This window comes from Bradyrhizobium sp. Kon10 (assembly GCF_055807395.1).
The window spans coordinates 42419-65415 of record NZ_JBVVOZ010000034.1 but is presented as its reverse complement, the minus strand read 5'-3'; the positions used below and the strand labels follow the sequence as shown (position 1 = coordinate 65415).

Annotated in this window: 15 protein-coding genes and 1 pseudogene; 10 read left to right on the top strand and 6 right to left on the bottom strand. The window is 58.0% G+C overall.

Annotated elements, in window-relative coordinates:
- A partial coding sequence (gene gmd / locus AC0L2O_RS30795) for a GDP-mannose 4,6-dehydratase (protein ID WP_473372392.1) occupies positions 1-958 on the bottom strand: 958 nt, incomplete at its 3' end.
- 347 nt (positions 959-1305) lie between these two features.
- Positions 1306-1482: a hypothetical protein gene (locus AC0L2O_RS30790; RefSeq protein WP_473372391.1), complete on the bottom strand. Its 177-nt coding sequence runs from the start codon at positions 1480-1482 to the stop codon at positions 1306-1308.
- A 2060-nt stretch (positions 1483-3542) separates the two neighbouring features.
- Between AC0L2O_RS30790 and tnpA the strand changes: the two genes are divergently transcribed.
- From tnpA to tnpC, 3 genes and pseudogenes are all read left to right on the top strand, one after another.
- Positions 3543-3944, top strand: coding sequence for an IS66-like element accessory protein TnpA (tnpA, locus tag AC0L2O_RS30785; RefSeq protein ID WP_473372390.1), 402 nt, complete (start codon positions 3543-3545; stop codon positions 3942-3944).
- Entirely contained in the window at positions 3941-4288 is a 348-nt protein-coding gene (tnpB, locus tag AC0L2O_RS30780) for an IS66 family insertion sequence element accessory protein TnpB (protein ID WP_279668268.1), read from the top strand. The genes tnpA and tnpB overlap by 4 nt, the downstream gene beginning before the upstream one ends.
- Positions 4289-4333: 45 nt before the next feature.
- A pseudogene (gene tnpC, locus AC0L2O_RS30775) lies at positions 4334-5979 on the top strand (IS66 family transposase).
- Between the two features lie 788 nt (positions 5980-6767).
- Here tnpC and AC0L2O_RS30770 read toward each other — a convergent pair.
- A complete protein-coding gene (locus AC0L2O_RS30770; protein ID WP_473372389.1) occupies positions 6768-8792 on the bottom strand; it encodes a hypothetical protein in 2025 nt (674 codons plus the stop codon).
- A gap of 2475 nt (positions 8793-11267) precedes the next feature.
- Here AC0L2O_RS30770 and AC0L2O_RS30765 point away from each other — a divergent pair.
- The 7 genes from AC0L2O_RS30765 (at position 11268) to AC0L2O_RS30735 (ending at position 19138) form a co-directional block, all read left to right on the top strand.
- The gene (locus tag AC0L2O_RS30765; protein ID WP_473372388.1) at positions 11268-11687 is read left to right on the top strand and encodes a DUF7694 domain-containing protein; all 420 of its coding nucleotides are present in this window, start codon (positions 11268-11270) and stop codon (positions 11685-11687) included.
- Between the two features lie 616 nt (positions 11688-12303).
- Positions 12304-13299: a biotin synthase BioB gene (bioB, locus tag AC0L2O_RS30760; protein WP_473372400.1), complete on the top strand. Its 996-nt coding sequence runs from the start codon at positions 12304-12306 to the stop codon at positions 13297-13299.
- Positions 13300-13422: 123 nt separating this feature from the next.
- Positions 13423-13701: an aspartate 1-decarboxylase gene (locus tag AC0L2O_RS30755; RefSeq protein WP_473372399.1), complete on the top strand. Its 279-nt coding sequence runs from the start codon at positions 13423-13425 to the stop codon at positions 13699-13701.
- Between the two features lie 82 nt (positions 13702-13783).
- A complete protein-coding gene (locus AC0L2O_RS30750; RefSeq protein WP_473372387.1) occupies positions 13784-14938 on the top strand; it encodes an 8-amino-7-oxononanoate synthase in 1155 nt (384 codons plus the stop codon).
- Positions 14935-15567: a dethiobiotin synthase gene (gene bioD, locus AC0L2O_RS30745; RefSeq protein WP_473372386.1), complete on the top strand. Its 633-nt coding sequence runs from the start codon at positions 14935-14937 to the stop codon at positions 15565-15567. Before AC0L2O_RS30750 ends, bioD begins: the two co-directional genes overlap by 4 nt.
- Positions 15567-16829, top strand: a complete 1263-nt coding sequence (locus AC0L2O_RS30740; RefSeq protein ID WP_473372398.1) for an adenosylmethionine--8-amino-7-oxononanoate transaminase — start codon at positions 15567-15569, stop codon at positions 16827-16829. Before bioD ends, AC0L2O_RS30740 begins: the two co-directional genes overlap by 1 nt.
- 1181 nt (positions 16830-18010) lie before the next feature.
- Positions 18011-19138 (top strand): IS630 family transposase, encoded by a 1128-nt coding sequence (locus AC0L2O_RS30735; protein WP_473372385.1) that lies wholly within the window; start codon positions 18011-18013, stop codon positions 19136-19138.
- Between the two features lie 27 nt (positions 19139-19165).
- Here the strand turns inward: AC0L2O_RS30735 and nolL are convergent, their stop codons facing one another.
- The 3 genes from nolL to ectB all read right to left on the bottom strand — a co-directional run bounded on the left by nolL (position 19166) and on the right by ectB (position 22711).
- Positions 19166-20287, bottom strand: coding sequence for a nodulation factor fucose acetyltransferase NolL (gene nolL / locus AC0L2O_RS30730; protein ID WP_473372384.1), 1122 nt, complete (start codon positions 20285-20287; stop codon positions 19166-19168).
- 437 nt (positions 20288-20724) lie between these two features.
- A complete protein-coding gene (locus AC0L2O_RS30725) occupies positions 20725-20946 on the bottom strand; it encodes a hypothetical protein (RefSeq protein ID WP_473372383.1) in 222 nt (73 codons plus the stop codon).
- Between the two features lie 502 nt (positions 20947-21448).
- Positions 21449-22711 (bottom strand): diaminobutyrate--2-oxoglutarate transaminase, encoded by a 1263-nt coding sequence (ectB, locus tag AC0L2O_RS30720; protein ID WP_473372397.1) that lies wholly within the window; start codon positions 22709-22711, stop codon positions 21449-21451.
- Positions 22712-22997 lie beyond the last annotated feature (286 nt).

Sequence of the window (22997 nt, the reverse complement as noted above, 5' to 3'; positions counted from 1 at the left end):
CGTCACCGACCAGGAGATCGACCTCGGTCGGGCGGAAGTAAGTGGGATCGATCTTCACCACGGTCTTGCCGCTCTTCATGTCGACGCCGGTCTCGTCGATGCCCTCCCCGCGCCATTCAATGCGGCGTCCCACTTGCGCGAACGACAGTTCGACCATCTCGCGCACGGACCGTGTCTCACCGGTGGCGAGCACGAAATCGTCAGGTTTGTCCGCTTGCAGGATCTTGTGCATGCCTTCGACATAGTCGCGGGCATGGCCCCAGTCGCGCTTGGCTGAGAGATTGCCGAGATAGAGCGTCTCCTCGAGTCCAACCTCGATGCGCGCGACGCCGCGGGTGATCTTGCGGGTGACAAATGTCTCGCCGCGGATCGGGCTCTCATGGTTGAAAAGGATCCCGTTGGCTGCGAACATGCCATAGGCTTCGCGGTAGTTCACCGTGATCCAGAACCCATAGAGTTTTGCGACGCCGTAGGGCGAGCGCGGATAGAACGGTGTGGTCTCCTTCTGCGGGATCTCCTGCACCAGACCATAGAGTTCGGAGGTCGAGGCTTGATAAAACCGCGTCTCCTTCTCCATGCCGAGGATGCGGATCGCTTCCAGGAGCCGCAGCACGCCGATGCCGTCGGCATTGGCGGTGTATTCGGGGCTCTCGAAGCTGACGGCGACATGACTTTGCGCCGCGAGATTATAGATCTCGGTCGGCCGGATCTGCTGCACCAAACGGATCAGATTGGTCGAGTCCGTCATGTCGCCGTAGTGCATCTGAAACGGGACGTCGCCCACATGCGGGTCCTGGTAGAGGTGGTCGACCCGCGCTGTGTTGAATGAGGACGAGCGCCGCTTGATGCCGTGCACGACATAGCCGAGCGACAATAGGTATTCGGCGAGATAGGCGCCGTCCTGGCCGGTCACGCCGGTGATCAGAGCGACCCGCGGTTTGCTCTCTTGGTTTAACAAATTATTTCTCTGCGCAGGCTAATGTCGTTCCCCGATCGACGACGTCAATCGCGTCTGGCTCTTCGAGTGCGCAAGTGTCACGCCTCGAACTGCCGAAGTGTGGACCCTCTACAGGCATTGCGTCGATTACTCAACTGTACGGAGGTAAACCTTTCACGTCGAAAGGGTTTTGAAGGACTATACGAAAGTTTGCAGTCCGGCAGATTTCGTTCGGCCTTCGTCAGGCGCTTATCTATTGCTTGGGTGCAACCAATGAGTTGCGGCGCAGCTACGGGGTGACCGTTTGGCCGTGAAGCGTCCCACAGTCTGTCCGTGCTCAGCTCGCGCGTGAAGCCAGGGAATTTCCCTCATTTCTTGTCCTTGCCTAAGAGTTTACCAGCCTTGCTGTTCATCCAGTGCAACTGCGAGCAAGCCGGGCAAACAAAGCCTTGAAATTCGTTCTCTGTCGCGCAGTCCTTGTCATCATCGATCCATTTCTGAACAATCATGTTGGCAATCGGGCAAGAAAAAGTGAAGGCGCGCATATTGGCTCTGTGCCGTTTGAGTTCATAGCAAATGCATGAATGAGGCCACTGCACCTGCTTTATCAAACCTCAGGGAGATTATCGCGACCAGCTGTGTGCTCTGCCTCCCTAACGACGAAGTCAGTAGCGGAAACACTCTGGCGGTTCATTGCTCGCGAGTGCGTCACGGACTCAACAACAATGGTGCGTCTAGAGCGCGGACGACGGCGGTACTATGGCCAGGCGAAGACCGGATGTGCGTGAACAAGCCGCGTTGAGCGCATGCCGGTGTCATTGAAAGTGGCGGCTTGCCGATCCCGAGGCCCTTCTGTCATCGATACGGCGGGAACGTCCGGTTCTTGAGCACGCTTTCGGGGGAGACTAGCCTGAACAGACGGAGCAATTGCGTTCTACCTCAATTATCGAACTCGAGTTGCGGCCCCTCGGAGAAGAACTTGGGAAGAGCCGCGCGCGGACAAGGTACCGAGATCAAATGTTCAGTCGCTCACGGCTCTAGACTTGCACATCATTTCCTTTCCGAGGCGCTCACATGAGCTCTCAACACTCGTTCGTCAGGTCTCATTGCCTGGAGCGGCGGTCGGCCTTGGGGCAATCGTCGGGCCTGCATGTCGAGCAGATCCAGCTCGCGGAGGTATCGGCAGCTCTCTTGCTGCCGCAACCGTTGCCGAAGCCCAGCAGCTGCGCGCTCCTCTTAGATTACTGTTGGTCAACTAATCTGCTTTCTTTGAAGCACGCCGCGCCCGTCCGACCATGGCATGACGTGCATTCGGGCATGGTGGTAAGCGCACCATGATGACAGCTTTTGGCGCGGTCCCCTCACAACGGGTTCGCCGCACATATACGCGGTTCCGGGATCGCCATTTTTGAAGCCAACAATGGCCCGGCATTGGCCATCACAGTGATCGACGAGCAAGACCCTGTTGGTTTCATCGGGTCTTCTCACATTACCGCTCCGGGATAGCGCATCAATTTCTCGGCGGCTCGTTGGGCACTCGGTGCCCGCAAACGTCTTTCGAAGCCTCCAATGGCGGATTGGTCCTTCTTACATGTGAGCGATCGTGTCTTCATAGGGCTCCACGATTTGCGTGGACACAACAGAAATAGCGTCCTTCGGCACTGAGCGCGATCCTCGGGCCGCTTTGGCAGAAGACCTCTCATGGCACGCGATCGGCGTGATTCGGGTTTGTCCATAGGAATTCTGAATCGACCGAAGATCGATGCTACCTAACTGCGCACTCTACAATCTGACGCTACGTGCGGTTCAATCCCCCCTGCGGTCTAATCGCGTGAATATGTCAAACTCGTATTCGTTCGCCAGCAGCCAGCCGCGAAGCGAGGAGGGCGGGAGGCGTCTTTACCAAAGCAGCTGGCTTTTTGTTATTGGTGGTCTGCGGAACGCGCAACTCAGGTCCGCTGAGTTGTGCGCACATAGCGACGCTCGAGCTGTGAGGCGGCTCATCGCTAGGCAACTAGTGAGCTGCCTCGCCGCCGGAATCAATCGCCCATGGCGAGAATGCTCTCGCGTGTGTGCGAATTGGCTTCGCCTATCCAGCCGAGCTATCCGCTCTCACGATCTTAATGGGGCTGCTTCCCGGGAATTCTGGAGCCGCGGCGGCCCGGCGGAATAGGAAACAGGATCAAACGGCAGCGCGCGATTCTGGTCAATAGCCGAATTCTGAGACACTAACAGTGACTTCGCCGTTGTCGACAACTTTGAAGTATCGACCTCGCAAGGCGCCGCAAGGTCCAGGCCACGTCAGGTCAACGATCATTGCGGGTTCGATACCTGTGCGAAGATCCGCCTGGCCGTCATCCGTTGGAAAGGCCGCCAAGCGGTGCTCAGCCCTGGTCCCGTTGAGTATCGGGGCTTCGGTCCAGATTGGCGTGTTTGCTACAATGGTGGTTGGTACCAAAGAGTTGCTATTGGGGATCGGCCGAGGGGAGGACGGCGGATCTGGAGGCAATCAGACGTCTCATGGAACGTATTCCTTCGTTGAGGGCCGCCTTGTTTGACGGACGCGAACGCTGCAGGTCCTAGGGGTAATCCTAGGAGAAGCGCTATGACGATTTCGAGGGCGGAGGTGATCACATCGGTCGAGCGGCGGCGCCGGTGGTCGCAGGATGAGAAGGAACGGCTTGTTGCAGCATCGCTCGAGCCCGGAGCCTGCGTTTCCGAGGTGGCTCGCATGGCTGGCCTTCATGTAAGCCAGCTGTTCAGGTGGCGCAAAGAGCTTTGCAAGCACGCTGAAGCGAGTATAGCGCCGTTCGTGCCGGTCGAGATTGGGTCGTCTGTGCCGCCGCGGGCGGTGGCCGAAGCGCCATTGACGACGACGGCGGCGCGTCGACGGAAGAGCCTGGGCATCATCGAGATCGACCTTGGTAGCGGGCACCGCATCCGGGTCGATGGCGACGTTGATGGAGACGCCCTGCGTCGGGTTCTCGAGGCTCTGGTGCGCCGATGATCCCGGTTCCGACGGGCGCGCGCGTGTGGCTTGCGACAGGCTACACGGACATGCGGCGAGGCTTTCCGACGCTGGCACTCCAGGTGCAGGAGGTGCTGCGCAAGGACCCGCTCAGCGGTCATCTGTTTGTCTTCCGCGGTCGCCGAAGCGATCTTGTGAAGGTGATCTGGCACGATGGCCAGGGAGCATGCCTGTTCACCAAAAGACTGGAGAGAGGGCGGTTCATCTGGCCTTCGGTTGCGGGCGATGCAGTGACGATCTCGCCGGCGCAGATGAGTTACCTGTTGTCCGGAATCGATTGGCGCAACCCACAAGAAACCCAGCGTCCGACGCGGATCGGATAGCCGTTTTGGGTTTGAATCTGCTGCTTGATCTGATTCAATGGCTTCATGGTATCGAAGCCGAACGACCTTCCATCGGATCTTGTCAGTGCCCTGGCAGCGCTGCAGGCCGAGCGTGAGGCGCGGCTGCGAGCCGAGGCGATGGCGGCCAGTGCGCGGGCGGAGCTGTCGGACAACGCGGCGCTGATCGCGCATCTCGAGCTGCGGATCGAGAAGCTCAAACGCGAACTGTACGGGCAGCGCTCCGAGCGCACGGCGCGTCTAATCGAACAATTGGAATTGGAACTCGAAGAACTCGCCACCACGGCGAGCGAGGATGAGCTTGCGGCTCAGGCCGCGGCGGCGAAGACCCAGAGCGTGCGCGCCTTCACGCGCAAGCGGCCGGTACGCAAGCCCTGGCCGGACGACATCGAACACGAGCGCATCGTCATTGAGGCTCCGACGAGCTGCGCCTGCTGCGGCGGATCCCGGCTGGCGAAGATCGGCGAGGATGTGACCAAGACGCTGGAGGAGATCCCGCGCCGCTTCAAGGTCATCGCGACAGTGCGGGAAAAGTTCACCTGCCGCGATTGCGAGGCCAGCCGCCGGCGCCGTTCCACGCGACGCCGCGCGGCTTCATCGGCCCACAATTGCTGGCGACGATTCTGTTCGACAAGTTCGGCATGCACATCCCGCTCAATCGCCAGAGTGCGCGCTTTAAGGCCGAGAGGATCGACCTGCCATTGTCGACGCTGGCCGACCAGGTTGGCCACGGGACCTTCGCCGTGATGCCGCTCTTCCACTTGATCGAGCGCCATGTGCTCGCTGCCGAGCGCCTGCATGGCGATGACACCACCATCCGTATCCTGGCCAAGGGCAAGTGCAAGACCGGTCGGATCTGGACATATGTGCGGGATGACCGGCCCTTCGCCGGGCCAGCGCCACCGGCGGCGGTCTATTACGCCTCGAGCGACCGTCGAGGCGAGCATCCACAGAAGCATCTGGCCGCCTTCGCCGGTATCCTGCAAGCTGATTGCTACAACGGCTTCGAGCCGCTGTTCGATCCGCAGAAGAAGGTGCTGCCGATTACGCCGGCGTTTTGCTTTGCCCATGCGCGGCGGGGCTTCTTCGAGCTGGCCGACATCGAGAAGAACGCCCGGGAAGGCCACAGGGGCAAACCGGTCTCCCCGATCGCGTTGGAGGCGCTCAGACGCCTCGACGCTTTGTTCGAGATCGAGCGCGCCATAAACGGCCGCGGCGCCGACGAGCGGTGCGCCATGCGCCAGGAAAAGAGCAAGCCGCTTCTCGAGGACATGCATGCCTGGCTGCTCCTCGAGCGCGAACCCCTCTCGCGCTCCTCCGAGGTCCTGAAGCCCATGAATTACATGCTCAGGCGCTGGGACAACTTCGCCCGCTTCCTCGACGATGGCAGGATCTGCTTGACCAACAATTGTGCTGAGCGCGCATTGAGAGGCATCGCCCTGGGAAGGCGCAATTGGACCTTCGCCGGCAGCCTGCGCGGTGCCGACCGCGCCGCCATCATGCTGACGATGATCACCACCTGCCGTCTTAACGATGTCGATCCCAAGGCCTGGCTCGCCGATATCGTCGCCCGTATCGCCGATCTTCCCGCATCGCGTCTGCACGAACTGCTGCCCTGGGAATGGAAGCTCCTCCGCCAAGGCGACAAGCCCGCCGATCAGCAGGCCGCCTGACCTTCACGCAACGCCATCATAGAGCTCGCCGTGCCCGCGCGCATGCGTCAATCAGGCGGTCTTCCTCGTATGCGTACCATGGAACGAGCAGCGCAGTTGGTCATGCTCTCTGATGGGCGGCCAAGGCCTCGTAGGGGCGCCGTTCGGCGGTGCTCCCACTCATCTAGAGGCGCGAGCGATTGTTAGACCGGCATTCTCTAGCGCATCCAAAATCCTATCAGCAGCCGCCCGCGGATCGCGCTGCTTCTCTATGCTCACGTTACAGGCCAACGTAGCAGCGATGATCTCGTGTGCCATTTTGCGCTGGAGGCAATCGTATTCGGCATGCTCACCACAAGTATTGCAGGTGATCACTGGTCGGCCAGTCCAGGGATCGTGCATTGCGATCTCGCACCAGCTTTCTGTATGACATTTCGGGCAGAGCATGGATCGAGAGTTCCTTGAGGGCTGAGCTCGCGCACTACGTGGGCGTCACTTGAACGACTACTTGGTAGCCATTGCTGCAGTAAGGCACGTGGATTGTGTGTGGCCTCGATACTCTGGAGGACGCCATTGTCGGGACGCGTAGTGAGAGCGCGGTCATTGAGGGTGCCGGCTCTATGTCGAACGATACATTGGACGGCCGCGGCATATCGTGCCGTCGGCCCGCCCAAACATCTCACGAGCAAGGGCGCTCCGATAGGCCCGCCTGCTGTGCAAAAAGCTTTCCGGATAATTCGCCTTACTGGCGGAAAGTACATCGGAGTTCGGTTCGGCTGAACGAAGTTGAGAACGCACGATCGCCTTAGTCATAAAGGTGTGCTGCCCTTGGTTGCGGCACTTGCTGGCGTCGTGCCGCATTGACTCGTCGTCCTTTGGAGCGGCGCGGTGCTTGGCGCGTTCACAAGAGCGATGCCCTGTTCTTCTTTGCAAGATGACGGACGACACCATGTTCGTCGTCCGTCACGCCGCGTTCTCAAATTGCCGATAGCCGCAGCGGCTCGACGACAGATCGCCACTTCGGACCACTTGATCAACCCATTCTCCAGGTCTGCGAACTCTTGCTCGGTGAAACGAGCAGTCTCGCTAATACGGCGGAGGACCTCCTCAGAGATCATGACGGCGACTTCGCGAGAGGTAACCTCTTCCAGCCGGTTACCGAACGCACGCACGAGGTGTGCAAGCTCCTGCTCGCTAAACTCACGAATTTGATGGGCGCGGCGAAGAATCTCCTGCGCGATGGCTACTGTCGCACTGCGAGAGCTCGCCTCTTGCCGCCACTTGCTCAAGCCGTTGGCGAGCATCGCCAGTCCTCCACCCGTAAAATGAGAAAGCCTGTCGGTACGGCAGGCCCGAACAAGAACCTCGCGGGCGATTGCAGTCGCAGCTTCGCGCAGCGGAACCGCTGTTGGCCATTTACTGAAGCCGTCCAAGAGAATAGCCAGTCCCTGCGGCGTAAATTCAGAGAGCCGATCCGGGCGGCGGGCACGGCAAACGACCTCCTGGGCGATCGCTGCCGTGGCATCGCGAAGAGACGCCTGTTGCGGCCACTTGCTGAACCCGTTTACGAGGTTCGCCAGTCCCTGTTCAGTAATGCAGGAGACTCCGTCGACGCCGCGACTGCGGGCGAGCACTTCATCGGCAATTGCAATTGTGGCTAGGCGGCAAGTCGTGTCCTTCCGCCATTTGCTGAAGCCGTTTACCAGCATGCCGAGTTCCTGGTAGCGAAAGCAAGAGAGGCGCTTGGCATGGCGAGTGTGACAGATGACCACATCCGCGATAGCAACGGTAGCGGTTAGACAGGCAACCTCCTTCGTCCACTTGCTGAAGCCGTTGACCAAACTCGCCAGATCATGGTGAGCGAAGTCACCGAGCTGATCGACGGAAAGCGCGCGGCGAACGAGTTCACCCGCGATCTTGACTGTGACTTGCCGAGCCGCGAACTCGCCAGGCCACCTGCTGAATCCGTTTACGAAGTTGGCCAGACGCTGCGGACTGAAATCGGTGACATGATCGGAGCGGCGGAGAAGCTCGTTGCTGATACCGATCGCTGCTTTGCGACAACTCGACTCTTCCGGCCACTTGCTGAAGACATTGACCAGACTCGCCAACTGTTGTTGCGTGAAATCTGAGAGTCGATCGCTGCGGCGCAGAAGCTCATCTGCGATCGTGACAACGGCCGTGTGAAAGCATTCGTCTCCCCGCCATTTTCCAAAGCCGTTCACGAGCGTTGCGAGATGCTGTTGAGTGAACGCGGAGAGACGATCGTCGGAGCGCATCCGGCAAAGTATCTCGGTCGCGATCTTGACCGCGGCTTCACGAAGCGCCGGTTGATCCGGCCACTTGCTAAACCCGTTTACCAGCAATGATAAGTCTAGGCTCGTCAGGTCCTGGAGGGTCTCGCGCTTATCGCGACAAACTTCAGCAATTCTGATCGTGGCATCCCGGCATTCGGAAGATGCAGGGTGGCGACCAAATGAGCATGCGAAAAGCGAAAGCGATCCGAAGCCGACTTGTTCTATCAGTGTGTGATCAAGACGCGAGAGCCGAGCCGCCAAAGCTTTGCAAAGTTCAGCACCTGCCTGACCTCCAGACTGGCGGCTTAGCTCATTACATATCGTGGCGTATCCCGATGCATGCTTGAGGCGGATGTCTTCTTCAAATCGTGGAACAAATGCGATTTTGAAGGCAATCCCGGACTTTCGCAAGAAGCGTGCTCGATTTGATCTCGTGAGCTGGTTGGAATGCTCTAGTAGTGAACTTGAGAATGCTCGTACGTCGTGACAGCGGCAAGCATCCCCGATTGTTGCGAGAAGCTCATCGAGTGTGGCCATCGCTCGATTCGGTGGTTTTGAGTGTACAGCGTGAACGCGCTGCTCCAACGGGAGCCGGTCAAACGAGGCTGCTTGTCCAAGGCTTGTCATCTGCCGACCCTTCCCTCGCCGGGATCTCAAACCGAAATCACATGACGACATTGCTCACTCAAGCTGGTTGAATTTGGACAGGCAGCAACGGCGTCCTCACGCAGTATATGTCTGCGGTAAAGGTGAAGTGCGTCCGGTGTGCAAGCCTTTCGCTCCCAAGCCGTCGGCAGGCGCTCGTGGACGCTCGCCCGCGCTGGACATAAAGCGGCAGGCGTCGCAATAGAATGAACAACAGCTCTCGCGTTGCGCTGAGGGTTGAGCGTCGGGGAGCCATACATGTCCTTCTTTCGGCTCACGAGGCTCTTTTCCAGTTCGTAGATCCGCGGTCTTGTCATTCTTCCTGTCAATCCCCACCTTCCGCGCAATCGAAGTGATGCCCAGCTCGCTCAGGGTCGCCAAGAAGGCAATAGAATGACCGGCGCTTGGACATGCGACCTGCCCGAAGGGCCTATCGTTGGGCCGCGAATGAAGCGCGCCATCCAATCGGGCTTCTCGAGCTTTCGATGCGTCGAGGAGGCCGTAATTTCTTAGGCCTGAACCCTCCTGAGATTGCTCAGCAAACTGTGAGCCAGCGTATAATCGGACCATCTTTCCTCCGATGGCCGAATCATTGCAGCCAGGCATGACGAGAACGTCGCGATAGGAGGATGCGTACCGAACACTATGGCAACGTGTATGCCTACAGCTGCCCCGTTTCGGCGCGAGCAAGCCATTTGCAGGTTGGTGGTGGTTGGATCACGACCGCATAATTTGGGTATGGCCTCCAACTTCCATTCCACTCTGAGCGGCAAGGCGCTGATCTCCGGACGGCGGCCTCCGCCGTGAGCAATATCTCAAATCGGGCAATCGCCACGCGGCGATGCTGTTCCGATCTTAGAAACCGGTTCTGCTGCACTCCCGGTTTCATCTCGATATCTTGCAACGATTCGCCGAGGCCGCCTCACCGAGGCGTTTGGGGCCACCGCGGGCGTTCTCAAATCTGAGCTCCAAATCACACATTCCCAATTTTGTCGCCCGGAAGCTGTTGTACGGCCAGTTGCGGTCGCCAGCTGCATGAAGACCTTACAATCTGACGCTACGTCCGATTCAAGCCCTTATGTCGAGAGTAGCGCATTTAACGCGGGGACCTGACGCGAGTCCAATCGCCATTATCATTTTGCGTTGGCTTGGTGTTTCCAAGCGGGCGTTCTCAACCGAGAAGACCGTAGTGAAGCTTACTCCTTGGGTTTGTTGCGAGTGGCTTGTCGCATCTCAGACATTGACAGAGCGGGCGGTAGATGGAGGCGAATGAGCTGTGCTTTGGTGAAAGCCGGCCTACGGGATCTTACGTAGGTCATGTGTCGCATTTTCTTGATCTAAATATTGCATCGTCTTTTGCATGAAGCAGAAGAAGCCATTCTCCGACGCCAAACATTGGCGAGGCCGTGCGGAAGCGACGCGAGTAAAAGCGGAGTCGCTCGAGGACGACACATCCAGATGCAGGCTCCTCAAGGTCGCTGAGGAATATGATAAGCTGGCCCGCCTCGCGGAGGGGCAGCAAAGAAATGGGGTTGACGGGCAGTTCTGATCGCCGCCGGAGCGAACGGTTGCATCGAAGGTAAATGCGTTGTGATCGCGGCGCGGAAGCCTCTCCGTTGGAACGCTCTAGGGCTGAACTGCGAAACGCCCTCCTACGGCAAGGCCAATGAGCGAGGCTGTTCAAAAGTGCGGCCCGCGCGGCCGGACCTCTGGCCGTGAATCAATGGTGAATCAGGATGGTCGGCCACATAGATGACGCATTGACGGTGTCTCAGGCGGCAAGCCGGCTAACCTGGACATGAGAAGGAATGAGATGAAAGCCCATCGTCAGATCGTCGCAAGAGCGAAATTGCAAGCCTCTCGCTCGACGAACTGGCGAAGCATCGGCGTCGCTTTTGCATGATCTGCTGAAGCCGGCGACGTGTCTTTAGGTGACAAACTAACGCATCGCCGGATCATGCGAATTGGCTTCCGCCGCCATTTTGGCTGTGAAGCGTTTTAGTCGAATTCCGGCATCTTGCACCAATATCGTTAGCTCAACGCATAACGTTGCGGACTTGTTAAGGCGGAGAGGCGAGCAGAACCCCTGCTGGCATGGCTTGCGTAGCCAAACCATCGGAGATGTCTGCGCGGATCGTCTGCATCAGGCAAGTTCGCAACAAGTCACGCACGACGAGAAAACACACCACAACAGAACTCTTCAGTGGACGATTCCGGACAGAACCGATGTTCTTCATCCAGGTAAGTTGGGTGCAGATGATCAGGAGTATTTGGGGCTGCTCATGCCGGGTAGCAGCCGCTCGATGTATGAGTCGGACAACACGTGTGGTGCGGAGTCAACTCTGTCGGTCGAAACAAGGAGAACGCGTGAGGAAGCAAATTGTTGAAAGACTCGAGGCGGGGCGCGTACGCGATGGCCGATTCGCCACCGCTCCGGGATCTGGTCCTTCCGGTCTCTTCTACGTGCAGGGGCCTTGTGGCTGTCAACTCAAGATCATCGGCTTCGTCCGTCCAGGATGGGAGCATGTCTCTGTGTCGACGCCACGGCGTTCTCCAAACTGGGACGAAATGTGCCTTGTCAAAGATCTGTTTTGGGATCAGGAGGAATGCGTGATGCAGCTGCATCCTCCTCGTTCGCAGTATGTGAACAATAGTCGCTATTGCCTGCATCTCTGGAGGCCGACACGTCAGGTCATTCCGATGCCTTCGGCAGCTTTCGTGGGCATCGTCGGGCTCGGGCCGTCTGAAGCGGCAATTCTGTTTGGGCAGATGAGTGCCGGGGCATAACCGATCCCCCCGCGTCGCTGTTAAGTCGAGCGGCGGCAAAGTACTCTGCTGTTCCCGCAGATCATCCTCGAGAGTGCAGATGGAGTTACGCACCGCAGCCATGGGCGACGTGCACACCGTCGATGGAGAATAGGTGAGCTAATCGTGCACAGGCCCGCCAAGAGGGTGCGGGCCACCACTCTGCGCCCAAGAGCCCAGCTCGCTTCGCTTCTGAAGCGGGCGAGGGGCGCTCGCAGAGGCGGCTCGTCCGGACCACCATTTATTGTGCGGAATGCGACGTGCATGACCACCAGCGAGGAATTGGCAGGGTGACCATTAAAGCAGATCCGCCGCTCCGTTATACTTGTGGCGCGGCCAAACCACTTTTGCGTCAGGAAACGATCCTATGGAGCGCAACCATCGCTCGCATTGGCTAGTTGCCCGAATGAGACGCGTTGGGGAATGTTGTTGAGCGTGCCGCGATGCTGCGAGGAAATCCTGCATGAGGGGCGGCTATTAGCCCGATATGAGCGCCATCCCGGCGCAACTCGGCGATAATTCTCGTTTAATCCCGGGCAAGAGTGCTGCTTTGCGGAGCTACGCACGACGGTATTGTCTGTATGGTCGAGCGAAACTCTTGGGGGATGCTGTGGAAGGCGAAGGCAATAGCGGCCACGACAGCGCGCCGGTCCGCCGCGACTGGGAACGTGCCGAGGCGGAAGGGGTTTACGCGCTGCCACTTGCTGACCTCCTATTTCAGGCCCACACCGTTCATCGCGGCAATTTCGACCCAAATCACGTCGAAACCGCAAGCCTGCTCAGCATCAAGACCGGCGGTTGTCCTGAAGATTGCGCCTACTGTGCACAGAGCGTGCATTACGACACTGGCCTGAAGGCAACTCGCTTGATGGATCGCGTTGATGTGGTCGCCGCCGCGCAGGGCGCCAAGGCCGCCGGCGCGACTCGCTTCTGCATGGCCGCGGCCTGGCGCAGTCCAAAGGACCGCGACCTCGATCGGGTCTGCGACATGATTGCTGCCATTAAACGTGTTGGCATGGAGACGTGCGCAACGCTCGGCATGCTCACGCCAGGGCAAGCCGCACGGCTCGCCGACGCCGGCCTCGACTTCTACAATCACAACGTGGACACTTCGCCGGAGTTCTACCGCAGCATCATCACGACCCGGACCTTGCAGGATCGGATCGACACTCTTACGCGCGTGCGCGAGGTGGGCATCAAAGTCTGCTGCGGCGGCATTATTGGTATGGGTGAGCACGTCGAGGACCGTCTCGGCATGCTGGTATTGCTCGCCAATCTTCGCAACCATCCGGAAAGCATACCGATCAACGTCTGGAACGAGGTGAATGGCGTGCCGGTGAAGGTCACGGCGGAGCGTCCCGATCCGATTGCCCTGGTGCGCCTGGTGGCGACCGCGCGGATCATGATGCCCAAGAGCGTCGTACGGTTGGCCGCAGGGCGCCAGTACATGACTGATGAACTCCAGGCGCTATGCTTCTTGGCGGGTGCGAATTCCATCTTTGTCGGCGATGTGTTGCTCACTACCAAAAACCCGCAACTTGACCGTGACGCAAGTTTGCTCGCCCGCCTCGGCATTACGTCTGGACTCGCTTAGGTTATCAGAACAATAGAGGTGCTGCGCGCAAGCGATCAGCGTAGGTGTGAAATGCAGCTTGTCTTGATGAAGGGAACGATTCATTGCGCCTCCGTAACTGAATCCGACCTGCACTAAGGTTCCATCTCGGTTGATCGCGCGCTTCTGGACGCGGCCGGTATCCTGATCAACGAACGCGTCGAACTCTACAATCTCGAGACGGGATCACGCTTTGCAACGTTTGTGACAGAAGCGCCACAAGGATCCGGCACTGTAGACGTGAACGGTGCGGCGGCGCGATTGGCAACGCCCGGAGATAAGATAAGTATCGTCGCATACCCGTCATTTGACGAGGAGGATGCAAGAATCTCCAGACCGCGCGTTGTGCTGGTTGATCGAGAAAATCGCATCCTGCCGGTTTGATCCAACAAGCCAAACCCGGAAGGCCCCGTTCTTCGGCGCGAGTTAGAGTTTTGCGCATCCACCGTTGCTCAGCGAGTGAAGAATGAGTTGCATCGTTGCCGCTAAAGTCGCCAGCTATGTGGCAGGCTTGGAAGCGCTTAAACAAGACGACCGCCTGCGCAGTCTCAGGCCGCGCACCGGGGCCGACTTTTCATCAAACGATTATCTGGCCCTGGCGAGCGCACCGCGCATGAAAAAGGCCATCGTGACTGCGCTCGAAGCCGGTACTCCGATCGGAGCCGGCGGATCACGGCTTCTGCGCGGCAATTGCGAGGAGCACGAATGCCTCGAAGCAGAAGCGGCGCGGTTCTTCGGCGCGCAGACCGCGCTCTTCTTCGGCGGTGGTTATGTCGCAAATTTTGCGGTGCTGACAACGCTGCCGCAACGGGACGACCTGCTCATCCTTGATGCCCTGGTTCACGCCAGTATTCACGAAGGAGCGCGAGCTGGCCGAGCCGCGTTTCGAATCAATGCCCATAACGACCCGCAGGCTGTCGAAAGCGAAATTTGCGACTGGCGGACCGCGGGCGGAACCGGGCGGGTCTGGATCGTGGTCGAGAGCCTCTACAGCATGGACGGCGATTTCGCGCCGCTTCAAGACCTGCTCGCGATCGCGGACCGGCACGATGCGTTCTTGGTTGTGGACGAGGCTCATGCCACCGGCGTTTACGGCGAGCAGGGACGAGGGCTCACTGCTCCCTACGAAGGACGCGAAAATCTCCTCGTTGTCCATACCTGCGGCAAGGCGCTGGGAGCTGCCGGCGCGCTTGTCACCGCCTCTGGCGTGCTGCGCGACTTCATAATCAATCGCAGTCGACCATTTATTTTCGCGACTGCCCCTTCGCCGTTAATGGCGGTGGCGGTGCGGGAGGCTCTGTTGATCCTGCAAGAGGAGCCGGAGCGCCAACAGCGGCTGGCGAAGCTTGTCGCGTTTACGCATCGGGAGATGGGTGTGCGAGGCGAGAGAAGTCCTTCGAACTCGCAGATCCTGCCCTATATCGTTGGCGAGAATGCCCGCGCCATGAGGCTGGCCTCCGCGCTGCAGGCACGCGGATTTGACATACGAGGAATCAGACCGCCAACGGTGCCGGCCGGCACAGCCCGTTTACGAATTTCACTGACGCTCAACGTCGGAGAGGATGAGGTGCGTGCGATGCTCGATGCGCTCGCTGAGGAGACGAGGGACAGGTTTCGATGAATCAGCGGATCGTGGTGACCGGCACAGATACAGGGATCGGTAAAACTGTCTTTTCGGCAGGCCTTGCCCAGCTCATCGGCGCGAATTATTGGAAACCAATTCAGGCCGGTCTTGAAGATGAGACCGATAGCCAGCTGGCTGCTCGACTGGGCGGTCTCTCGGCCGATCGGATCGTTCCGGAGCGTTACTGCCTTAGAACGCCCGCTTCCCCGCATCATTCCGCTGAAATAGACGGAGTTCGCATCGATCCCGACTCGCTGGTTGTGCCGGATACCGGGGAGCGACCGCTCGTCATCGAAGGCGCCGGCGGGCTGATGGTGCCACTGAGTTCTAACGTACTCTACATCGACGTCTTCGAGCGGTGGCGCCTTCCCGTCGTGCTTTGCGCCCACACGCTACTCGGGACCATCAATCACTCCCTGCTATCGATAGAAGCCTTGCGAAAGCGCCAAATCGACATTCTTGGGATCGCATTCATCGGGGAAAGAAATCCTGAAACTGAGAGCGCAATTTGCGACATCACGCGGGTACGTTGGTTAGGGCGGCTGCCCTGGATTTCTCCTCTGACGGCAGACAGCCTGCAGGTTGCCTTCAAAGGCTCGTTTATTTCCGGCGATTTCAATCCATGATGCCAGACACGCGGTGGCCAATTTGGCATCCATTCACGCAGCATGCTCTTCACAACGAGATGACCAAGGTTGTGCGCGGCGAGGGTGCTTATCTCTACACTGCCGATGATCACCGAATCATAGATGCAATCTCATCTTGGTGGGTCGTCACTCACGGCCATTGCCATCCGCAGATCGTCAGCGCGATTCAGGAGCAGGCCGGCAAGCTGAACCAAGTCATTTTCGCCGGCTACACGCACGATCCGGCCGAGCAGGTCGCTCAGCTCCTTTTAAAACTCACGCCCCGAGGCTTGGACCATGTGTTTTACTCAGACAGTGGCTCAGCCAGCGTGGAGGTCGCCTTGAAGATGGCACTCGGCTATTGGCACAATATAGGCGAACAGCGAACACGCATCATTGTGATGCAGCACTCCTATCATGGCGACACGTTCGGCGCGATGTCCGTTGGTGCCCGCGGTATCTTCAACGCGGCGTACGGTCCCCTTCTGTTCGACGTAACCTCAATCCCGTTCCCTGCCAGCGGTCGTGAGCAGGCGACGTTTGATGCACTCGAGTCAGCATGTCGGAACGAAAATCCCGCAGCCTTTATTGTCGAGCCTCTGGTGCTAGGGGCGGGCGGAATGCTGATGTACCCAGCCTGGGTGCTAAGAGAGATGAAGCGGATCTGCGAGGCGTGGAATGTCCTGTTCATTGCCGATGAGGTCATGACGGGCTGGGGCCGCACCGGAACAATCTTCGCCTGTGATCAGGCCAATGTTGTACCAGATATCGCGTGCTATTCGAAGGGTCTCACGGGAGGGGCGCTGCCGCTCGCCGCGACACTTTGCCGGGCAGAGATTTTCGATGCTCATTATTCAAAAGACCGTACGCGCACATTCTTTCACTCGAGTTCGTATACGGCAAATCCGCTGGCCTGTGCCGCCGCCAAGGCTAACCTGGATCTATGGAAAGACCAGGAAACTCACCGACGAATCGCTGCGGTCGCAAACATGCAAGAGCGGGCAATTGAAGTCTTCCGCGCCGATCCGCGCTTTGCAAACGTTCGTCGCAGCGGCACCATCACAGCACTCGATCTGAATGCGAGAGAGACCGGCTATCTCGCAGGAGTCGGCCCGAAGCTTCATGCCTTCTTTAAAGGCCGCAATCTCTTGCTGCGCCCACTCGGGAATACGATTTATGTGATGCCGCCCTATTGTGTAACAGCGGGCGACCTGGACGAAATATATGCAGGCATCCGTGACGCTGCCGATGCGCTAGCCTGAATACGCGCGCGGCATTGCAAAATCAAGGATTCCGCGGTGCCGTCGGCTTTTCGAACGACTTGAGAGAGTCTTGCCTTAGACTGCCTACGAAATGGACGATTGTTGCCTCGCATCTGCTGGAGTCTGCGGCAGCCGTGCGAGTGCTGGTGCATCTTTCCATTTCCCTCGCCTGGATCCGGGTTCGTTTGCGGAAATGCGCCTGCACTCCGCCGAAGCTGCGCCTTTAAGCGCCGCAAGCCCATCAGCAGCGGAACGAAATGGACATGCCGCCTCAAGGGTAACACGAACTTTGACACGTAAATCGGAGCATCATGAACACATCCGCTGTCGCCGCCTACGTCGTTTCCAGGCCGCCGTTTGTCCCGCAGCGTGCTTGGATGGTGGGCCCAGAATCTCCATGCAGAAGAAGATCTTGAAAGATCTTGTTTACTGAGCGCTCAATCATCGGAAGTGTGTTGCTTTCCAACTTCTCAGTGGGATGCGCCTTTTCGTCCGCTGTAGTGATAGATACCTTTAGGTCTTCAGGCAAAGGCCATTGGGCAAAAGGCTAATAAGGCGCGGTCGTGCGCCGCATGGTCGTGTATCCAAATCGTCCGATCGAGATCGTCACCGCTCCGAGAGACCGTGAGAGGCCGAAAGGTTCGCAACGAGTAATTGCACCCGCCATCTCGCCGAATAAGAACGACTTGTTGGTTGCCGAGGCGCTTTTCCTTCGAGCAGCTGCGCCCGAGACGGAGATTTGAACGACTGGGACGTCTCGGGCAGTACGGCACCCGAAGGACCATCTCGCCAACTGATTGGATTAGGTTCGATCCCCAGATCTGGGTCGAAATCCCCCCGGCTAGAAGACTGGTACAACGAAGCTACCTCAAGACGCTCGATCTTACTTGGATGAACGGCAATGGGCTGAGTTCAACGCTTGGATGGGGTTGCTCGTACGCCGATCACCGGCTCAACCGGCGGCACACCGTCGCCGCCGGATCTGGGTTCGAACGGTATTCCGGCGACGTCAAAAGCCGACGCCATCGCAACACTGCCGTACTCAAAGAATAGATAGAGCTAGACCACCGATTCCATGAAACCGGCACGGAACTGGAAGTGTGTTCGTGGATTCCTCGTTTGAGATTCTCCGAACGAGGATAGGTATCATGGCAACATGGCGACACGCAGTCGAGTTGGCGATGACCGAGGAGGAAATTGGCACGTTGAGCGCTCTTTCGCGGTCGCGGAGCGAGCCAGCGAGCCGGGTATCGCGGGCGGCGATGCTGCTCGCGTACCGCGAGAACCCGTCGTTCTTTGCCGTGGCACGAAAACTTGGCGCCCATCATCAGACGGTCCAGCGCTGCGTCGAGCGGGCGGTGGCCTACGGCGCGTTGGGGGCGCTTGACGACCGGCCGCGACCGGGCAAGGAGCCGGTGATCACGCCGGAGGCCAAGGCCTGGCTGGTGTCTTTGGCGTGCGACAAGGCCAAGGAGCACGGCTATCCGCACGAGCTGTGGACGACGCGGCTGCTGGCACGCCATGCGCGTCAGCGCGGACCGGAGGCCGGACATGAATGTCTCGCCCGTCTGGTCCAGGGCACGGTGTGCAAAATTCTCGGCCAGGAGGAGATCAAACCGCACAAGGTGCGCTACTATCTGGAGCGTCGCGACGCCGAGTTCGAGCAGAAAATGGCGGAGGTCCTGTGTGTCTATCGCGAGGTCCAGGTCCTGAAGAAGGCCGCAGCCAAGTGGAAGAAAGCCAGGTCGAAGACATCGGGCAAGCCGGTAGCGATCGTCTCCTACGACGAAAAGCCGGGGATTCAGGCCATCGCGACGACGGCGCCGGATTTGCCGCCCATCCCAGGCGTCCATCCGGCCTTTGCACGCGATTTTGAGTATCGACGCCACGGCACGCTCAGCCTGTTGGCGGGGATCGATCTGCTGACTGGGAAGGTCCACGCTCTTGTCAGAGATCGCCACCGCAGCCGCGAGTTCGTCGAATTTCTCAAGCTTCTCGACGCGGCCTATCCGGCCAGCACGGCGATCAAACTGATCCTCGACAATCATTCCGCACACATATCGAGAGAAACCAGAGCTTGGCTCGACACACGACCCGCAGGTCGCTTCGAATTTACGTTCACGCCCAAGCACGGCTCCTGGCTCAACCTCATTGAGGGCTTCTTCTCGAAATTCGCCCGCTCTGTCCTGCGTCACATTCGGGTGACATCAAAACACGAGCTCAAGGAGCGCATCATGGCCGGCATCGACGATGTCAATAAGCATCCGGTCATCCACACTTGGTCCTACAAGCTCGCTGAGGCAGCCTGATATGATTCGAACCACGAAAACGCTGACCTAGTTCATTGCAGGCTTGGCTTGCGGGAGACCTGAGCGTGGTGGCATTCCAAGGACCAACTGAGACAGATATGGAACGCCGCGAACGATCGCGCGGATCGTTAGGGCTGTCGCAACAATGGCGGCCCCCAACACACCTGCGATGATCAACCGGGTCGTGAGATCCCAAAATTCTCCGAACTGTATGAAATCCATGAGACGGAACACGGTACCCTGGACGAGGTAGAGCAGCAGCGTGGTCTGGCCCAACTCCACAGCGATAAACCGGGCCATTCGATTTGAATGGCCAAAGCTCCAGCATTGCAGCAGGAGTTCGATAGCGATTGCTGAGGCAGCTGCAGCGCCAACAAACATCAGAAGCACGTCTTTGGCCGACCGGAAATCGTGAAAGACTGCAAGATTATTATAGACATAAGTGTCCTTGCCCCAAGCTAGAAAGGATATGCAAGTCACTATCGAGAGAAAGAAAATCAGGAGCGGCTTGTGATCTCGCGATGTGCTCGTCCATCGTTCTCTCGAATGGGCCAGCAAGAACCCCAAGCAGAAGAACGGGTAAGTGAATCTGATTAGGGGAGATATGGAGAACGTCAGAGGCGTGAGTGCGACCAGTATGGCTGAGCCAGATACGGCCCAGAATGGGTGGCTGAGCCTGGTAAAAATCTTGATGAGAAGGTAGGAAAAAAACGTGGCCCAGATGAACCAGTATGTGCCAGCCAGATCGTCTACAAATTCCAAAAGTCCGCTCGTTAGGCTGGTCGCGCGCCACAATGCCGTTAACTTAGCTGTCTCCATTAAAGCCCACCAAAACAGCATCGGTAGCAAAAGCTGCTTTGCACGGTCGCTGACGGCTCGAATGAACGACTTTTGCAGCAGCGATCCAACAGACAGATATCCGCTTATCGCCATGAACAGTGGCATGTGAAACATATAGATCGATTTGTAATAGGGCGAATACCAAAACCCGTCGTCTCGATAGATGACGTACTGGATCAGGTGCCCAACGATCACCAAGACAATGAGCGCACCTTTCGCGAAATCTAAGCTTAGATCTCGATCGTTTGCCTTTGTCGCGCGCGAGCTCGGGGCGATCGTTCCAGTCACGCGTAGCAATCTCTCAAACATCTTGATATCTGTTGTTGACGAGCCGGCGGCCCATTGTTCGCTTCTTCTGCCTCATTTTTGAGCCAAACGAAAGGTGATGGCGGGAGTTTTTGGGAGGGGAATAAGCCCAGCTTGTTAGGGCTGGAAGAATGAGCTGGGGCCGACCGTCTCGGTTGGCTCCGGGAACTTTGCGGCAGAGAGTAGATATCGAAGTTGAGATGCAGGCGTAGCAGAACGGGCAGGCATACTAGTTGCAGACGCGGTTTTGGGAGGAAGACTGTCGCCCTCAGTCTTCCACTCAGCCCGACGCATCTCAGACCCGGCAGATGCGTCGGGCTTCTTCGGTTGGCCCAGAATAATCGGCGTTTGGTCCGTCACCTTCTTGACGCCGAGGTGCTTACGCCAATGGGGGCCTTTGATAACTGAACTCGGGCACGCCAAGATGGTACGGCGGCGCGCTACGCGCGAACGCGGATGGCGGTGCTCATCAGTTCTGGAGCAAAAGCGAAAACCAACGCTTCCTGATTGAGATGCGCGTTCGGTTTTGTGTAACTCACGCCGTGAACCGCTGGTGCTGTGACGACTTTCGGCGCAACGCCGCCGCCGGAGTGATTGCTGCTGCACCGATACTGTAAACGGCTCGGGCTGGATTGCTGCTGCACAATGTCTACGGCGCTCACAAAGTCTGCGCCCGTGCGATGGGCGCGGGCTCATCAAGACCGGGCGTGCAAGGGCCTGCGCGAGTGGAGTGCCATGTCTTGCTGAAGCTCGTTGATTGGAAGTGCATCCGGCCAAGGCGCTAGTTAGATCGTACCTGGTCGGATGATCAATTGGGTTCAAGTGAGCCATCTTCAGAGAGCGCAAGGTTCGGCGCGAACGAGGTCAGATTTGGCGGACCTCATTCTGAAAACTGAGATAAGCAGCTCGATCAGAGTCGCTCGCCACTGCGAGGTTCTATTGCAAAGCGGCCGCTCGCACTCACGTGTTGTGAAACAAGGAGGGCAGCCAACGTTCTTCGCGCATCAGCCGACTGAGCGGAACACAGACAACGTTAGCGTTTCACGCGTCACCTCCGTGATCATGACTTCAAAACTCCTGGGCGTTTCGGCAGGAAGCGAGGACTAGCGCCAGTGACCTGTGCACCGATGCTGTGCTAGCAACAGTTTCTCTCGTGTGCTAAAACTAGCTTGCTCGGGCTAAATTCAACATTTCACACAATGACTCCTCGAATATATCCAGGCCTTGTCCCAGCGTTTCTTGGTCGATCGTAAGTGCAGGTAAGAACTTCACAACCTGATCTGTCGCTCCGCATCGCTCGACAATCAGTCCCTTCTCAAACGCTCTATGTGACGTCGCCTCTGCAAGCTCGGTCGTTTTGCAATCGAAGCCACATACCATGCCCCGCCCCCGAACAACGAACTTGTTTCCGTGCTGGTGCGCGATAGCATCGAGTCGACGCCGCATAAATGCGCCCAAGCGTCGGACCTCTTGCGAGAACGTCTGATTGTGCCAATACAGATTCAAAGCCGCTTTGGCAGAAACGAGTGCAAGGTTGTTTCCTCGGAACGTTCCCGTGTGCTCGCCTGGCTCCCATGCGTCGATCGCTTCTTTGATCAAGAGCATCGACAGTGGCAAACCGTATCCACTCAGCGATTTCGACATTACAACAATGTCTGGCGACAACCCGGCGAACTCGAAACTGAAGAACTCGCCTGTACGACCACAGCCCATTTGGATATCGTCAACTACGAAAATAGCTCCGACGTCTTTTGCCAAAGCCTGAACTGACTGCAACCATTCCTTTCCCGCGACGTTAATGCCTCCCTCTCCCTGCACGGTTTCGACGAGAATGGCGGCTGGAAGATCAATGCCACTGCTCTCGTCCATTAACACCTTTCGCAGGTAATCCGCCGGACTGTCAGCGGAGCCGAGATACCCATCATAGGGCATGAAAGTTGTGCCGAATAAGGCAATGCTGCTGGCTTTGCGGTAAAAGCGGTTACCGCTTGCAGCTATGGCTCCCAAGCTTTGGCCGTGATATCCATTCGTGAAAGAAATGACATTGTGTCGTCCTGTGATCTTTCGCGAGAGCTTTAGAGCTGCTTCAACAGCGTTAGCTCCTGTAGGCCCCGTAAATTGAAAGCGGTAGTGAAGATTCCGTTCGCGAAGGATGATGGAGCTAAAGGTCTCCATGAATTCGACTTTTGCTGGCGTGGCCATGTCCAAGCCATGGACGACCCCGTCCGAGCCTAGATACTCGCTAATAGCCGCCTTGATTTCCTGATTGTTGTGGCCGTAGTTTAGCGCTCCAGCGCCGGACAGAAAGTCGATGACCTTTCGGCCATCCTCTGTGAACATGATAGAACCGCGCGCCCTGCTGAAGACGGCGGGAAAGGAACGTGAGTACGTGCGCACATTCGACTCGAGAGTTTCGACGGTATTCATTTTGCGCGACGGGCGTACTCCAACCATGTCGTCATCTCCTCGATAACATAATCAAGCGCGCGGCCAACATCGTAGAAGAGAGGCAAAGAGAGCCCCGCTGTTCTGCTGACCGTCTTTTGGGGGTACGCGTTAGCGCGTCTAAAAATCGGCCCCGCTTGCTTACCTGAGAACCAGGCGGAACAAAGCTACTATGTCTAGTAGCTCCGTTCGCATCCAGCGAGGCTCCTGCCTAACTCGCCTTTCGCGGCCAGGATTGCTCAGTCGCGCGCGATCGAAGAATTTGCCC

Excerpts from the sequence above, each read along its gene's own strand:
- AC0L2O_RS30790 (WP_473372391.1), bottom strand. The coding sequence starts at position 1,482 with ATGCGCGCCTTCACTTTTTCTTGCCCGATTGCCAACATGATTGTTCAG.
- tnpA (WP_473372390.1), top strand. The coding sequence starts at position 3,543 with ATGACGATTTCGAGGGCGGAGGTGATCACATCGGTCGAGCGGCGGCGC.
- tnpB (WP_279668268.1), top strand. The coding sequence starts at position 3,941 with ATGATCCCGGTTCCGACGGGCGCGCGCGTGTGGCTTGCGACAGGCTAC.
- AC0L2O_RS30770 (WP_473372389.1), bottom strand. The coding sequence starts at position 8,792 with ATGGCCACACTCGATGAGCTTCTCGCAACAATCGGGGATGCTTGCCGC.
- AC0L2O_RS30750 (WP_473372387.1), top strand. The coding sequence starts at position 13,784 with ATGAGTTGCATCGTTGCCGCTAAAGTCGCCAGCTATGTGGCAGGCTTG.
- bioD (WP_473372386.1), top strand. The coding sequence starts at position 14,935 with ATGAATCAGCGGATCGTGGTGACCGGCACAGATACAGGGATCGGTAAA.
- AC0L2O_RS30740 (WP_473372398.1), top strand. The coding sequence starts at position 15,567 with ATGCCAGACACGCGGTGGCCAATTTGGCATCCATTCACGCAGCATGCT.
- AC0L2O_RS30735 (WP_473372385.1), top strand. The coding sequence starts at position 18,011 with ATGACCGAGGAGGAAATTGGCACGTTGAGCGCTCTTTCGCGGTCGCGG.
- nolL (WP_473372384.1), bottom strand. The coding sequence starts at position 20,287 with ATGTTTGAGAGATTGCTACGCGTGACTGGAACGATCGCCCCGAGCTCG.
- ectB (WP_473372397.1), bottom strand. The coding sequence starts at position 22,711 with ATGAATACCGTCGAAACTCTCGAGTCGAATGTGCGCACGTACTCACGT.